A 13,567-nucleotide genomic window follows, 5' to 3' on the forward strand; every position below is an offset into this window, starting at 1 on the left:
CGCACGCCGGTTGGTCAGGACTTGGCGACCGCTAGGGCGGCGACTTGGGCCTCGCTAGCGGCCACGAGGTGGGCCGCGCCGAGCCGCCGGTGCGCGGCCAGGGCCCGCCGGGCGTGCTCGAGCGCCGCGGCCGGCTCGCCCAGCCGCTCGGCGAGGGCGGCGAGCGCGAAGTCCAGCGTGCCCCAGGTCGCGCACGACGAGCCGAGGGTGCAGAAGCGTTCGGCGTAGGGGAGCATCTCGGCGTACAGCTCGCGCGGATCGGGGGTGCCCAGCCGCGCGGCGACGAGCGCCCACTGCATCGCCACGAACTCCCAGCACCACAGCCGCTCGCGGGCGGTGCCCCAGCGCTCGACCAGGGCGCGCGCCCGGTCCTCCTGGCCCGACTCGCACGCGGCCAGCACCGCGGTCGGGCGCAGCAGCTCCAGCAACGGCTCGTCGGCCCGCCGGACCAGCTCCTCGACCAGCTCGCCCGGGCGGCCCTGGAAGCGCCGGCTGGTGTACAGCAGGACCAGCCGGATCCAGTGGGTGCCCCACAGGCTGGTGTGCTCCTGCAGGGCGAACGCCTCGTCGGCCAGCCGCTCGGCGGCGCTCCAGTCGCCGGCCAGCACCGCGCGGCCGGCCCGCGCGTAGCCGACCTGGGCGGGCAGGACCGGCGTGCGGATGTCCTCGGCCAGGCGCACGCACCGGGCCAGGTCGGCGTCGAACCCGGCGACGTCGCCGTCGCCGGCCTCCAGCATCATCCGGTGCAGCCGCGCGGTCACCTCGACGGTGCGCGGCAGCGGCTCGATCGCGAGCATCTCGCCGATGACGGCCCGCCGCTCCGCCTCGTGCTGCGGGGCCCAGGCCACGTTCCAGTAGTTGTTCAGCGTCCGCCAGCGCAGCTCGGGGTCGCCGAGCTCGCGGGCCAGGCGCACCGCCTCGGCGGCGTACTGCAGGCCCTGCTCGCGGTCGGGGTGGTGGTACAGCTCCACGGCCAGCGTGCCGAGCAGCACCGCGCGCCGGGCGCCGTCGGCCGGGTCGAGGCGGGCCAGCTGGTCGCGCAGGATGCCGATCATCCGCTCGTCGGCGACGAGGTACGGCCGCCACGTCCACAGCGTCACCCCGCCGAAGAGCGTCGCCGCATCCATCGCCAGCTCGTCGTCGCCGAGCCCGCGGGCCAGCGTCAGCGCCTCGTCGAGCACGGCGCGGGTGCCGGCGACGTCGCCCGCGGCCCGCCGGGCCACCCCGAGCTGCACCAGCAGGCGCCCGCGCCGCCCGGTCGCCCCCGGGCCGGTCGGGTCCAGCGCGCCCAGCGCCAGCTCCAGGAAGCGGGCGGCCTCGTCGTACGCCAGCTGGGCCATCGCCAGCTCGGCGGCCCGGGTGGCGTAGCGCACGGCCCGGTCGGCGACGCCCAGCCGCGCGGCCATCGTGAAGTGGTGCACCAGGCGCCCCAGCGACGCCGGGTCCTCGGCCCGGTCGTACGCCTCCAGCGCCTCACCGACCCGCCGGTGCAGCCGGGCCCGGCGCAGCCGGCTCAGCCCGCCGTAGACGGCGTCCCGGACGAGGGCGTGCGAGAAGCGATAATCCCATCCGTCCGGTACCTCCAGCAGCACCCCGGCCGCGACCGCCGGTTCCAGCGCCGCCATGACGAGCTCGTGGCCGCCGGCGGTGCGGTCCTCGGTCGCCGCCTCCAGCAGGAGCAGGTCGACGTCGCGGCCGATGACCGCCGCCGTCTCCAGCATCGCGCGGGTCGCCTCGGGCAGCCGGGACAGCCGGCGGCCGATGACGTCGCGCACGCTCTCCGGCACCCCGGTCCCGGTCACGGCCTGGGCGTCGCCCCACCCGTCCGGGTGCTCGGCCTCCAGCAGCCGCAGCAGCTCCTTGAGGTAGAACGGGTTGCCGCCGGTGCGCTCCAGCAGCGCCTGCGCGACCGGGGCGGCCCGCCCGGCGTACACGGCGATGTCCTCGGCGGTCAGCGCGTCCAGCCGCAGCCGTTCGGCGCCGCGCTCGTTGGCCAGCAGCGCGAGCGTCTCGCGCAGCGCCGGGTCGGCGTCGGCCGCCTCGGGCCGCAGCGTGCCCAGCACCAGGATCGGCCGCCGGTGCAGGGCCGGCGCCAGGTGGGCCAGCAGCTGCAGCGACGACGCGTCGGCGGCGTGCAGGTCGTCGACGACCACGAGCACCGGCCGCGCCTCGGCGTGCGCCCGCAGCGTCTCGGCCACCGCCTCGTGCAGGTGGAACAGCGCCGTGTCGGGGTCCTCGGAGCGCCACGGCGTCTCGCCCCGCCCGGCCAGGACGTCGAGCAGGCGCTGCCCGTCGCCGGTCGGCGGCAGCGCCCGCAGCACCTGCACCCACGGCCAGAACGCCGGCGTGGCGCTCGCCTCGACGCAGCGGCTCCAGGCCACCGCGATCCCGTACTCGGCCGCGAGCTCGGCGGCCCGCTCCGCGAGGCGGCTCTTGCCGATGCCGGCCTCGCCCGCGACGAGCAGCACGCCGCCGGCTCCCGCTCCGGCCTGCTCGACGCGCTCACGGATGCGCGCCTCTTCGGCGCGCCGCCCGACGAGCGGCTCGCCGTGCTCATGAGCTCGCCCGTTTCCGGCGGTTCGGGTGTTTTGCGGGCTTTGGCCACTTCCGGCACTTTGCAAGTTACGGCCGTCGCCGGAACGCTCGAAGCTTCCGCCGCTCGCGACGCTTCCGCCGCTTCCGGGGAGCCGGCCGTCTCCGCTGCTTGCAGCGCCTCGGCCCGGTCCGCCGCTTCCCTCGTCTGCGCCGTCTCCGCTGCCTGCGGGCCCTCGGCCGAGTCCGCCGTGTCCGCTGCTGCCGGGGAATCGGCCGTCTCCGCTTGCTGGACCTCGGCCTGGTCCCCGGCTTTCCTCGTCTGCGCCGTCTCCGCCGGTTGCAGGGCCTCGGTCGGGCCTGTCGTTTCCGCTGTTTCCCGGCGCTCGGCTGCTCCCGTCGTTTCCGCTGGTTCCGGGCCCGCGGCCGCTTCCGTCGATCGCGGAGCTTCCGGACCCTCCGGATATGTCGGGCACTCCGTGCCACGACATATCCGATTTTTCCCCCGCCGGGCGATAAAGGCGATAAGTCGTGGCGCGGAGCGCCCGACTTATCGAAAAATCAGCGGACCCCGGGGCCGAAGGAGCGTCGAGCGACGGGTCGTGGCGCAGGATCGCCGCTTCAAGCGCGCGCAGCTCCGGCCCCGGCGGCAGCCCCAGCTCCTCGTCGAGCACCGTCCGGGCCCGGCGGAAGGCGGCCAGCGCCTCGGCCTGCCGCCCCTCCCGGTACAGCGCAAGCATCAGATGCCGCCACGACCGCTCCCGGAACGGGTGCCGCTCCAGCAGACCCTGCGCCCCGGCGATCGCCGCGGCGGTGCGCCCGGTGCCCAACTGGACCTCGGACAGGTCCTCCAGCGCACCGTCGCGCAGCTCGTCGAGCTGGGCGACGGCGGCCGCGGCGAACGCCTCGTCGGCCACGTCGGCGAGGGCCGCGCCGCGCCACTCGCGCAGCGCCGCGTTCAGGTCGCGCTCGGCCGCCTCCAGGTCGCCGCGCGCGAGGGCGGTGCGGGCCGCCTCGACGCCGGCGGCGAAGCGCACCGCGTCGACCTGGTCGCCGTCGATCGCGAGCAGGTATCCGGGCTCGCGGGTGAGCAGCACGGCCGGCGGGGTGCGCGGCGGGCGGTCGGGCTCCAGCGCGCGGCGCAGCTGGGAGACGTACGCCTGCAGCGTCCCGGTCGCGCTGGCCGGCGCCTCGCCGTTCCACAGCCCCGCGACGATCCGGTCGACGGAGACGACCCGCCCCGGTTCGAGCAGCAGCATCGCCAGCACGGCCCGCTGCTTGCGCGCGCCGAGGTCGATCGGGGCGCCGTCGGCCGCCCGGCCCTCGATCGGGCCGAGGATCCGGAACTCGAGGCGCGCCACGTGGGCCACCTTAACCGCCCGGGTCCCGCCGCCGGTTCGTCCGAGGATCTTGCAACGCCGCCCCGAACGGACGAGGAGCCGCCGATCGAGCCCGGCTCGAGGGGCGGTGGAGCGTGGATCAAGGGTTTTGACCTGCGCGTCCGGAGCCATGACATTGGCCATCACGACTTCCGTCGACGCCGTTGCGGGCGCGGTTGACGGCGACCTGCGCGCGCTCGTGGCGCGGCTGGGCGCGAGCGGGGACGTCGTCGACCGGGCGGTGGGCGAGTTCATCGCCGGCGTCGTCGGCACGGCGGCCGGGCGCCGCGGCGAACGTTCGTCGTGGTCTGCCCCGGATGCTGGCATCCCTCGATAGGGCGCGGCTTGAGCCCGCCGCCTCAGACCGGCCGGTCCGCGTCGGCGCCGGCCCGGACGACCAGTTCCGGCACGTCGTGGTCGGGCATGCCGTTGAGCATCAGGGCGGCCACCCCTTGGTCGAAGGCCTGCCGGACCGACCGTCCGAACCCCAGCGCGGAGTAGAACGCCGCGGCGAAGATCGCCGCCGACCGGTCGTGGATCGGCGCCCGCATGCCGACGATGCAGTCGACGTGCCGCCCGATCGCCTCGGCCTGGACGGCGGAGTAGCACGCGTTGAGCACCACGACCCGCACGTTGTCCACAGTGGCCCGGAACACCGCCGCAAGCGCCTCCGCCGCGACCGGCTGCTGCCCCCCACCGGCGCCCGCCAGCATGATCTCCCCGGCGCTCGTGCCGTGCCCGCTGAAGTGCACGATGTGCGGCCGGTGCTCGTTGAGCCCCTGCAGAAGATCGTCCGGCCGCACCGCCCACCGCGTGATCAGGTCGAAGCCGTCCCGGTCCTGCGCCAGCCGCAGCTTCTCGTTGATCTCGCGGGCCTCGACGTCGAGCGCCAGCCGGGCGGTCGGCTCGGGGTTGGCCGCCAGCATGAGGATCCGGATGCGCCTGCCGGCCGCGCTGCGAGCCGGCGCCGCCGCCTGGTGAAAGACGGCCCCACCGTTCATGACCCCGATGGCGACGCTGCCGTCCCCACTGGCGTGGACGTTCTGCACGGAATGCGGCACGGCGTCCCGCTTCGCCGGCTCACCGCGCGGCCCGGCATCGCTCACGGTTGCCTCCCAACTACGGCGCCACGATTGCCCGCCAAGGTATCAGCCCGTCCGCACCCGGGCACCCATCGTCACATCCGCCCCACCTGTAACACCCCGCCGCCCCGCGCCGCTGCTTGCGCCGCAATCTGCACCCTTCTTACTCGGAGGCATTCCCCCTGTGCTGACCCATATCCTCGCCCGCGGCGCCGCCGCGACCGCCGCCGCCGCGACGGCTGTGCTGCTGTTCGGCGGCACGGCGGCCGCCTCGGCCACGCTTCCGTTACACTCCGCTCACCGCAACACCACGGCGGCCGGCTTCTCCTCGCACAGCTGCGACCAGATCCCCTCGGCCCTGCGCGGCGGCTCCTCGGACGGCTTCGTCTTCGTACTGCCGGGCAACGACGCCAAGTTCGTCAGCCTGGCCCTGTCGTTCCGCGACACCGGCGGGACAACCGTGGCGATCGCCGTGCCGGACTCGACCGACGCGTACCCCGACGGCATCACCACCAACGGCACCAGCAAGGCATGGGTCGTCGTCCCCGCCGGCTGGACCCTGCTGAACGGCACCGCCGTCGTCGACAACACCGCGACGAAGGCCAAGGACTTCAACCTGACGCACACCTGCGTCGGCACCCCGGCCAGCACCTCCCCGTCCGCGTCCGTGTCGCCGTCGACCTCGCCGTCGGCCTCGGTCTCGGTCTCCCCGGGGAGCTCCCTCAGCCCGTCGCCGAGCCACTCGGGCACCGTGGAGGGCAGCACGGCTCCCCCCACGGACGGTCCCTCGACGACGCCCGCCGTGCCGCCCACCAATGGTGGCGGCCTGCCGGTGACCGGCGTCGCCGTGACCGGCATGGTGGCGTCCGGCGCCGTCCTCGTCGCCGCCGGTGCCGCCCTGCTCACCATCCGCCGCCGTCGCCTGCGTCCGGCGTTCGTGGCCGACCCCGGCGCCGGCCCGGACTCGGAGTAACCGGAGGCTGTCTCATAACGGGTCAGGCCGCGCCGTTGCCGCGGCCTGACCCGTGCCGTCCGGGTATCGATGCGATCCACAAGGTCGAACCGCATCAACGTCCCATAGCCGTCTCATCCCACGAATCCTCCGCCGGGCCGACAGGGCGGGACGGTGCCGAGACAGACTCGTGTCGTACGGACGATGATGGGCGGAGGCGGCGATGTGCCGGTGGCTGGCGTACTCGGGCTCACCACTTCTGCTCGAGGAGATGCTCTACAGGCCGGACCATTCGCTCATCGACCAGAGTCGCCACGCCCGCCTCGGCGTGGACACCACCAACGGCGACGGGTTCGGCGTCGGTTGGTACGGCGTGGGCGACGTCCCCGGGCTGCTCCGGTCCGTCAGCCCGGCGTGGAGCGACCGCAACCTCCGCGAGCTGGCCGCCCATGTCAGTTCGCCGCTGTTCCTGGCGCACGTGCGCTCCTCGACCGGAACGGCGGTCCAGCAGACCAACTGCCACCCGTTCCGGTACGAGCGGTGGCTCTGGATGCACAACGGCTCCATCGCCCGGTTCGCCACGTTGAAACGCGACCTCATGCTGGCCGTCGACCCCGAGTTCTTCCCCGCGATTGAAGGATCCACCGACTCCGAACTGATGTTCTTCCTGGCGCTCACCTTCGGCCTGCGCGACGACCCGCCCGGCGCGGTGGCCCGCATGGTCGGATTCGTCGAAGCCGTCGCGCTCCGGCACGATGTCGCGGACCCGGTACAGATGACCGTCGCCACGTCCGACGGATCGACGGTCTGGGCGTTCCGGTACTCCACGCGGCACCAATCGCGGTCGCTGTTCTACAGCACCGAGACGCGCTGCCTGCGCATGCTCCACCCGGAGATCCCCACGCTCGGGCTGGTGTCGGACGGGTCCCGGCTGATCGTCTCCGAACCTTTGGTCGACCTGCCGGGCGTCTGGAACGAGATGCCGGAGTCGACGTACAGCGTTATCGCGGGCGGACAGGACGTGATCCACGCCTTCCGGCCGGAGCCGCCGAGATGACGCCGGCGATGGGGGTTTGACACCCTCTGCGGGGGTGAGCGGCGCGGCTCAGAGTTGTGGGGCGGGAGGGAGCGGGAAGCGCAGTTTCCCCGCGACACGGTGCGAGCGCAGCTGCGAGTTGTCCGCGACATGTTTCACCGCGCCGCCCTCCTCGACGACGAATTCGGCCAGCTCGTCGAGAACGTCCGGTGTCTCCCGGGTGGGCTGCCCGCACAGCGGGCACTGCCGGCCGGAGGCGCCCAGCCAGCCGGACTCGTCGCAGACAACACCGGGAACGGCCGGGCCGTCGTCGATCACCAGGTGCTGTACTGCGGCCACGGAGCCGGCCCAGAGGCACGGCTCCAGACCGATCGCGGCGGGCCGGCCCTCCGCGGCCGCCTCGAAGATCTCGTCGACCAGCCGCTGTTCCTCGTGGCGCTCGTAGCGGTCCATGACGGCCTCGGCGCTGCGCCGGATGTCGGCCACTGTCGCGGTGTCGGGGTCAACGGCGAAGGTCCCGGCCACCCGGGCTGCCACGTCGCGGGACAGGAACCCGGTGACGGCCGTCATCTCGTGCGGATGCCCGCCGAGGGCGACCACGTCGAAGCGTTCGGTCCGCAGCAGTTCGTCGAGCACGGAACCGACCCGTCGGTAGTGGCGCTTGCTCAGTTCGTCGGCCTTGTTGCGAACCCGGTACTCTGCCATGCCGCCAGCGAAGTCGGGCTTGCGCAGCGCCGGGTCCTTGATCTGCGTGATCTCCCGAATCTCGCCCAGATACAGCTCCCAGACCTGTGCCCAGGCCTTGTCTACCAGCACCACACACATCCGGTGGTACTCGTCGAGGACCGCCAGCATCGGGCGGACCCACGGTTTCGCGTCCACCACGATGCGATCCCGGACCGGCCGGGGCAGCGAGACCTGCTCGAACAGTCCGTTGCCGCTGCAGGCAAAGATGCCGAGCCCGCCAGGTTGCAGCCGCTCCTCGCGGGCGAGGTCCTCGATGCGTTGCCGGTCGGTCCGGACCGACAGCCGCACGTCGTGGTCCAGCGACTGGTCCTCGCTCAGCGGTTCGATCTGGCGCAGCAGGCTCGCAACCTGGCTGCGGGCGGACTTGTCCGGCCCGATGCCCAGATACATCGAGATCACCGGGAAGCGGCCACCGTGGAACCGGATGATGCGGTTGACGACGTCTTGGGAGATCATGCGAAAGTCCCTCCGGTGTGGGACAGCCCGGCGCAGGTCGCGTAGCGAACCCAGACCACTACCCGGATCGGTAACGCCTAACCGCGCCTGCCGCCTCACACCGCCGGTATCGCGCCACCGGGCGACGAGTCGGTCCGGGAGGCGGCGTACAGCTACCAGCCGGCGAGGTCATCGATGAGCCGGAGCTGAGCTGGGCCGTGTCGTTCGCATGGCCGCGCCCTGGCGGGGTAATGGCCGCTTCTACCTACCGGAGGAGGACCAGATGAGTGGCGGTACGGGCTACGACTCATTCGACGCCACCGTGGACAAGACGAACCGGTTGCTGCACGACATCGAGCAGGAGTTCGGGTGGCCCAGGACACGGCGCACCCAGTCGTACGCCGCGCTCAGAGCGGTGCTGCACGCGCTGCGCGACCGCCTGCCGGTCGACGAGTCTGCACAACTCGCGGCGCAGCTGCCGATGCTGGTGCGCGGCATCTACTACGACGGCTGGGATCCGAGCCGGGTGCCGGTGAAGATGCACCGCGCGGAGTTCGAGGCGCGGGTGCGGCGGGAGTTCCCGTTCGACGTCGAGGGCGGCATCGAGCAGCTCATCACCGTCGTGCTCAACGCGCTGAAGCGCTTCGGCACCGCGGCCGAGTGGGCGGACATCAAGGCCAGCATGCCCAAGCAGCTCGCCGCCGTGATGCCTTGACGGGCCGCGGCACCGACCGAAGGAGGCGAGGCGGATGGCGGTCACGCTCAACGACGCCGGATACCGGCACGCCAGGCAGCTCATCGAGGCGGGGCGGTCCGTGCTCGACGACCGGGACGCGTGGAGCGAGCACCAGCCCTCCGCGCGCCAGGAGAACGCGTTCATCGAGGAGCACGGCTGGGTCGAGTACGGCCGCTGGCACCTCGGAATCGATCCTGGGGTGCCGCAGGAGCGCAAGGCCCGATACCGTTTTCCGTACGGGGACTTCTCTGCGGTCCACCGCTGCGGCGTGCTGTCGGCGGAGGTCCGCGCCGCCCAGCAGCACTACGTCGACGTCGAGACCGCCGTGGCGCATCTGCACGGCATGCTCGACGCGCTGCGCATGCGCTGACCGGCACATTTCCGGCCCGCGGCGATCAGGGGCGTTGATGAGGGCCAGATGGGTGAGTGCCTGCGGGAAGTCGCCAAGGTGCCGGCCGCTGTCGCCGCATCCGCCTGCGTGAGCCAACGGCCACGTCACGCCGTATCACCGCCGCGCGGTCGTAGCCTTCACGAGCTTCAGTCGCGCAAGGTCTGTGACGGCGGGACGCCGTAGCGGGCGCGGTAGGCGGCGGCGAACCGGCCCAGGTGAGCGAAACCGGCGGCGTAGGCGACCTGCGCGACGGTGGTCTCCTCCGGCCCGGCGCGGTGCAGCTCCCGGTGTGCGTTGGCCAGCCGCAGCTCGCGCAGGTACGTCATCGGCGGTGTCCCGACGTGACGGCGGAACGCGTCCTGAAGCGCGCGGGCGCTGACGCCGGCGATCTCGGCGAGCGCGGCCATCGTGAACGGGTACGCGGGACGGGCGTGCATCGCCTCGACGACGCGCTTGACGGTGCGGGGCGCCCAGCCGCGGATGCCCGGCCCAGCCGCTTCTCGGTACTGCGGCGACGCCAGCGCCAGCAGGCCGGCGATCACGCTCTGCTGGAGGTACTCGGCGGGCCCGGCATGACCGAGCAGACCGCCGGAGAGGCGGGACTCCGCTGCGAGCACCCGCACCAGCCCCGCCCAGGTGCGGCCAGGCCCGGAGGATACGTCGAACTCGGTGTCCAGGGCGACCGGGGTTCGGACGGGGGCGTCGAGCAGGCTCGCCAGCTGCGTTTGCAGGACCAATCGGTCGATCTTGACGGCCAGCAGCCGGCAGTCTGCGTGCCACCGTTCGAGAATGGTGTCACCCACGGGCTGGAACACGGCTGCGGTGGCCGGCGTGGCGACCGCCGGCCGCCGGCCCTGCCGCCACCACAGCTCGCCGGTCAACGGCAGGTCGACGTGGTATGCGCCCAGTTCGCCGAACCGCATACCCACGTCGACACCGAAGCGCATGTCGCCGATCGTCACCGGCCCCGACGCCACCAGTTCGAACCGGGCCGACAGATCGGCGGCGGGCCCGAGCACGTCGAGGAAGGTCGGGTAGAAGTACGTGCTGATGGTGACCCGCGCCTCGTCGACGTCGGCGGTGGTCATCGAGCGCGCGCCGATCGGCCGCTCCGCACGATCTAAGACATACATTGTTGAGCAGGGTACCGGGTACCGATGGGTGCCGGGCAGTGTTGCATCAACGGCTCAGCTCAGACGCCCGGACGGCCACCTGGCGCTGGTCGCGCGGTGCCCCGTCCCATCCGATCTCGACCCCTTCGACCATTACCCACATGTCATTGTCCTGGATGAACCGGTGGGTGGACACGCTCTCGACGCGGAGCCGCAAGGTCCCGGCGCCGAACATGTAGTCCCGTTCGGCGAGGATCAGCGTCTGGGAAACGGCGGCGGACACGGGCCGGATCCAATCTGTTCTGGCGGGGCGTAACGCAGTCAACGATCGCCTGGCGGAGCATGCGCGGCGAGCCGGTTCACGCAGACGTGAGCCGGTTGACGTGGTCACGGGCAGGTCGATCCGGTCAGACGATCCGCACGGGCCAGTCGGACGAGCAAGGCACGTCAAGGATGTTGAAAATGCGGAACAAGCCCCGAGGGTGCCGAGTGGATCTACGTTTGGGTGCCGAAAGCGACGCACGGCTGCTGGTGGCGCGCGGCCGGGCGTAGGAACGACCGCGCGTCATCGTACGGTGAGCGCGCGCACGCGGGCGCCGAGCTGTGCTCCGCGGTTGAGCGGTACGGTTCAGGCGATGGCTTCCTTGCCGTCGCGGACCACGAACTCGCCGGTGCCCGTCGTGCCGAACCCGGTCCGGCGCAAGCTGAGCGCGACCGCGCCGTCCCCGCCCGCCATCGCCTCGGATTCGGTGATCCGGTAGGTGGCCGGCACGGCGCCCGGCGCGAACAGGCGCTTGCCGTCGCCAACCACGACGGGGAACACGATCAGCCGGTAGACGTCGACGAGCCCGGCGTCGTGCAGCGTGCGCACCAGGCGCCAGCTGCCGTGCACCTGCAGCTCGCCGCCCGGCTGTTCCTTGAGCCGGTGCACCTGTTCGACGACGTCGCCGCGCAGCACGGTCGTCTTGCCCCAGTCCGCGTCCGACAGGGTGTTGCTCACGACGTACTTCTGCCCCGTGTTCAGCACGGTGGCCACGGCGTTGTCCGGGTCGGTCACCTGCGGCCAGTAGCCGCGCATCATCTGGAACGTGGTGCGGCCGAGCAGGACGGCGTCGGCCTTGCGGAACCACGCGTCGATCGGGGTCAGCTGGCCGGCGCCGCTGTGCGGGACGAGCCAGCCGCCGCGGTCGAAGCCGTTGCTCGTGTCCTCCTGGGCGCCGCCGGGTCCCTGCATGACGCCGTCGAGGCTGATGAAGGTGTGAACGGTGAGCTCCATGCTCTCTCCTTGACTGAGTGTCGTGCCGGTGGGGGATCGGTGTTTCGGTCTCATGGGGTGGCCGGCTGCCGCGCCCGCGTGCCGAGTGCCTGGGCGGCGAGGCGGATGCCGAGGTACGCGAACGGCAGCAGGAGCAGCAGGTCGGCCACGTACGCCAGGCCCGGTTCCCGGGGGATGCGGCTGAGCGGGAACGCCAACGCGCCCGCGCAGGTCAGCAGGCCGACCGGGACCGGTACGGCGCGGATTCGGGTCAGGACCGCGCCGAGGACGAAGACGGACGTGGGGAACAGCACGCCGGCGACCCAAAACGCCAGGAACGCGGCGGACGGGTGTTCACCGAGCAGCCGGACGGCCTCGACGTGGTCGGCGTTGAACAGTTCCTCCTGCATGCCCTGCACGGCGAATGCGGCGCCGCCCACACAGCCGTACATCGCGAGGGGATGAGCGATCGCGGTGTACCGCGGCACCCGGTCCTCGATCGAGCGGAACACGGCGGTGAGGCCGACGATCCAGCAGACGGTGGCCAGGATGAGCAGCGTGCCGGTGTTGACGCCCTGGTAGCCGTCGTTCCAGAAGTACGTGGACAGCGCTTGGATCGTGGGCGCGGCGACGAGGCACGCGCCGGCGACGATGCCGGTCAGCCGGCGCATCAGCCCTCCCGCAGCGCGGTGAGGCGGCTCGCGACCCAGCGGAGCGCGCCGGCCACGAGGCCGGCGAGCACGGCCGCCTGGTACACCACGACCGCCCGGCCGAAGCCGTCGTGAAGTACCGTCTCGGCGAACGGCTCGCCGGTGAGAATGGCGACGCGGAGCGCCACGATGACGCACCAGCAGGACAACGCCGGCACGAGCGCGACGGTGAACGGGCGGGCCAGCAGCCGCCACGGCCAGGGACCGGTGCCGGCGGCCGCGGCCAGCACCACCCCGCCGACCAGGAAGAACAGTACCGTTGCCATGTTGGTTGCGCTGGCCAGGGCGATGCCGCGCAGGGGCGTTCCGGCGTAGAGCAGCAGCATCAGCGCGAGTCCGACGCCGCCGGCGATCCCGGAGGACCGCCAGGGCCAGCGGCGCAGGAGTCGCACCGCCGAGCCGGGGCGCGGTCCCGATCCCCGGGTGGTTGCGTTCGTCGTTGTCATGCTGTCGACGGTAGGGATCCGCCGGTGTGCGGCCGTCCGCTCGGCGCCGCGACCTCCTTACCGCGTCCGCGCTACGGCGACTACCGCAACCGCGGTATGCCGGCCAGCCCGGACCGGTAGGCGATGACCACCAGCTGTGCCCGGTCGCGGGCGTCGAGCTTGGCCATCGCCCGGTTGACGTGCGTCTTGGCGGTCGCCGGGCTCATGCCGAGCCGGTCGCCGATCTCCTGGTTGGACAGGCCGTCCGCGACGAGCGCGACGACCTGCCGTTCGCGGTCGGTCAGCGTGGCCAGGCGGTCCAGCGGCGGTCCCGGCCGGCCGGTGCGGCCGGCGAACGCGGCGATGAGCCGGCGGGTCACCTTCGGCGCGAGGAGGGCATCGCCGGCGGCGACGACGCGCACGGCGTTGCGCAGCTCCTCGGGTCCGACGTCCTTGAGCAGGAACCCGCTCGCGCCGGCGTGCAGCGCGGCGAAAACGTACTCGTCGAGGTCGAACGTGGTCAGGATGAGCACCTTCGTGCCGGGCAGGCGTTCGTCACCCAGCAGGCGCACGGTGGCGGTTAACCCGTCCGTGCCAGGCATCCGCACGTCCATCAGGACGACGTCGGGTCGATGCGCCCGGGCCAGCGTGATGGCCTCGTCGCCGTCACCGGCCTCGCCGACGACCTCGATGTCGTCGGCGCGCTCCAGCAGGACGCGAAAGCCCGCCCGGACCAACGTCTGGTCGTCGGCCAGCAGCACCCGGATCGGCACGC

General features: G+C 72.6%; 14 protein-coding genes. 5 read left to right on the forward strand and 9 right to left on the reverse strand.

The features are described 5' to 3' along the window. Positions 1 to 14 precede the first annotated feature (14 nt). The gene (locus tag ACQEVU_RS10690) at positions 15 to 3,893 is read right to left on the reverse strand and encodes a BTAD domain-containing putative transcriptional regulator (RefSeq protein WP_433322561.1); all 3,879 of its coding nucleotides are present in this window, start codon (positions 3,891 to 3,893) and stop codon (positions 15 to 17) included. 148 nt (positions 3,894 to 4,041) lie between these two features. Between ACQEVU_RS10690 and ACQEVU_RS10695 the strand changes: the two genes are divergently transcribed. Next, on the forward strand, positions 4,042 to 4,248 hold the full coding sequence (locus ACQEVU_RS10695) for a hypothetical protein (RefSeq protein ID WP_433322562.1): 207 nt from the start codon (positions 4,042 to 4,044) through the stop codon (positions 4,246 to 4,248). Between the two features lie 22 nt (positions 4,249 to 4,270). On the opposite strand, the gene ACQEVU_RS10700 is transcribed toward ACQEVU_RS10695, so the two are convergent. Further along, positions 4,271 to 5,017: a CHAT domain-containing protein gene (locus ACQEVU_RS10700; protein ID WP_433322563.1), complete on the reverse strand. Its 747-nt coding sequence runs from the start codon at positions 5,015 to 5,017 to the stop codon at positions 4,271 to 4,273. Between the two features lie 160 nt (positions 5,018 to 5,177). On the opposite strand from ACQEVU_RS10700, the gene ACQEVU_RS10705 reads away from it, so the two are divergent. Both ACQEVU_RS10705 and ACQEVU_RS10710 read left to right on the forward strand, forming a co-directional pair. Beyond that, a complete protein-coding gene (locus ACQEVU_RS10705) occupies positions 5,178 to 5,966 on the forward strand; it encodes an LPXTG cell wall anchor domain-containing protein (protein WP_433322564.1) in 789 nt (262 codons plus the stop codon). A gap of 202 nt (positions 5,967 to 6,168) precedes the next feature. Beyond that, positions 6,169 to 7,002 (forward strand): class II glutamine amidotransferase, encoded by an 834-nt coding sequence (locus tag ACQEVU_RS10710; RefSeq protein WP_433322565.1) that lies wholly within the window; start codon positions 6,169 to 6,171, stop codon positions 7,000 to 7,002. 48 nt (positions 7,003 to 7,050) lie between these two features. Here the strand turns inward: ACQEVU_RS10710 and ACQEVU_RS10715 are convergent, their stop codons facing one another. After that, positions 7,051 to 8,283 carry a hypothetical protein gene (locus tag ACQEVU_RS10715; protein WP_433322567.1) on the reverse strand — a complete coding sequence of 411 codons (1,233 nt, stop codon included), beginning with the start codon at positions 8,281 to 8,283 and terminating at the stop codon, positions 7,051 to 7,053. Between the two features lie 163 nt (positions 8,284 to 8,446). Between ACQEVU_RS10715 and ACQEVU_RS10720 the strand changes: the two genes are divergently transcribed. Next, the gene (locus ACQEVU_RS10720) at positions 8,447 to 8,878 is read left to right on the forward strand and encodes a DUF2267 domain-containing protein (RefSeq protein ID WP_433322568.1); all 432 of its coding nucleotides are present in this window, start codon (positions 8,447 to 8,449) and stop codon (positions 8,876 to 8,878) included. A gap of 34 nt (positions 8,879 to 8,912) precedes the next feature. Next, on the forward strand, positions 8,913 to 9,269 hold the full coding sequence (locus ACQEVU_RS10725) for a hypothetical protein (protein WP_433322569.1): 357 nt from the start codon (positions 8,913 to 8,915) through the stop codon (positions 9,267 to 9,269). Between the two features lie 167 nt (positions 9,270 to 9,436). Here the strand turns inward: ACQEVU_RS10725 and ACQEVU_RS10730 are convergent, their stop codons facing one another. From ACQEVU_RS10730 to ACQEVU_RS10755, 6 genes are all read right to left on the reverse strand, one after another. Then, positions 9,437 to 10,423 carry an AraC family transcriptional regulator gene (locus tag ACQEVU_RS10730; protein WP_433322570.1) on the reverse strand — a complete coding sequence of 329 codons (987 nt, stop codon included), beginning with the start codon at positions 10,421 to 10,423 and terminating at the stop codon, positions 9,437 to 9,439. Positions 10,424 to 10,469: 46 nt separating this feature from the next. Next, positions 10,470 to 10,685, reverse strand: coding sequence for a hypothetical protein (locus ACQEVU_RS10735; protein WP_433322572.1), 216 nt, complete (start codon positions 10,683 to 10,685; stop codon positions 10,470 to 10,472). 345 nt (positions 10,686 to 11,030) lie between these two features. Further along, positions 11,031 to 11,678 carry a dihydrofolate reductase family protein gene (locus ACQEVU_RS10740; protein ID WP_433322574.1) on the reverse strand — a complete coding sequence of 216 codons (648 nt, stop codon included), beginning with the start codon at positions 11,676 to 11,678 and terminating at the stop codon, positions 11,031 to 11,033. 50 nt (positions 11,679 to 11,728) lie between these two features. Continuing rightward, a complete protein-coding gene (locus tag ACQEVU_RS10745) occupies positions 11,729 to 12,328 on the reverse strand; it encodes a hypothetical protein (RefSeq protein ID WP_433322575.1) in 600 nt (199 codons plus the stop codon). Then, a complete protein-coding gene (locus ACQEVU_RS10750) occupies positions 12,328 to 12,813 on the reverse strand; it encodes a hypothetical protein (RefSeq protein WP_433322576.1) in 486 nt (161 codons plus the stop codon). Before ACQEVU_RS10750 ends, ACQEVU_RS10745 begins: the two co-directional genes overlap by 1 nt. A gap of 80 nt (positions 12,814 to 12,893) precedes the next feature. Further along, entirely contained in the window at positions 12,894 to 13,565 is a 672-nt protein-coding gene (locus tag ACQEVU_RS10755) for a response regulator transcription factor (protein WP_433334888.1), read from the reverse strand. Positions 13,566 to 13,567 lie beyond the last annotated feature (2 nt).

Origin of the sequence: Dactylosporangium sp. CA-139066 (assembly GCF_050936175.1) — a bacterium.
GTDB lineage: Bacteria > Actinomycetota > Actinomycetes > Mycobacteriales > Micromonosporaceae > Dactylosporangium.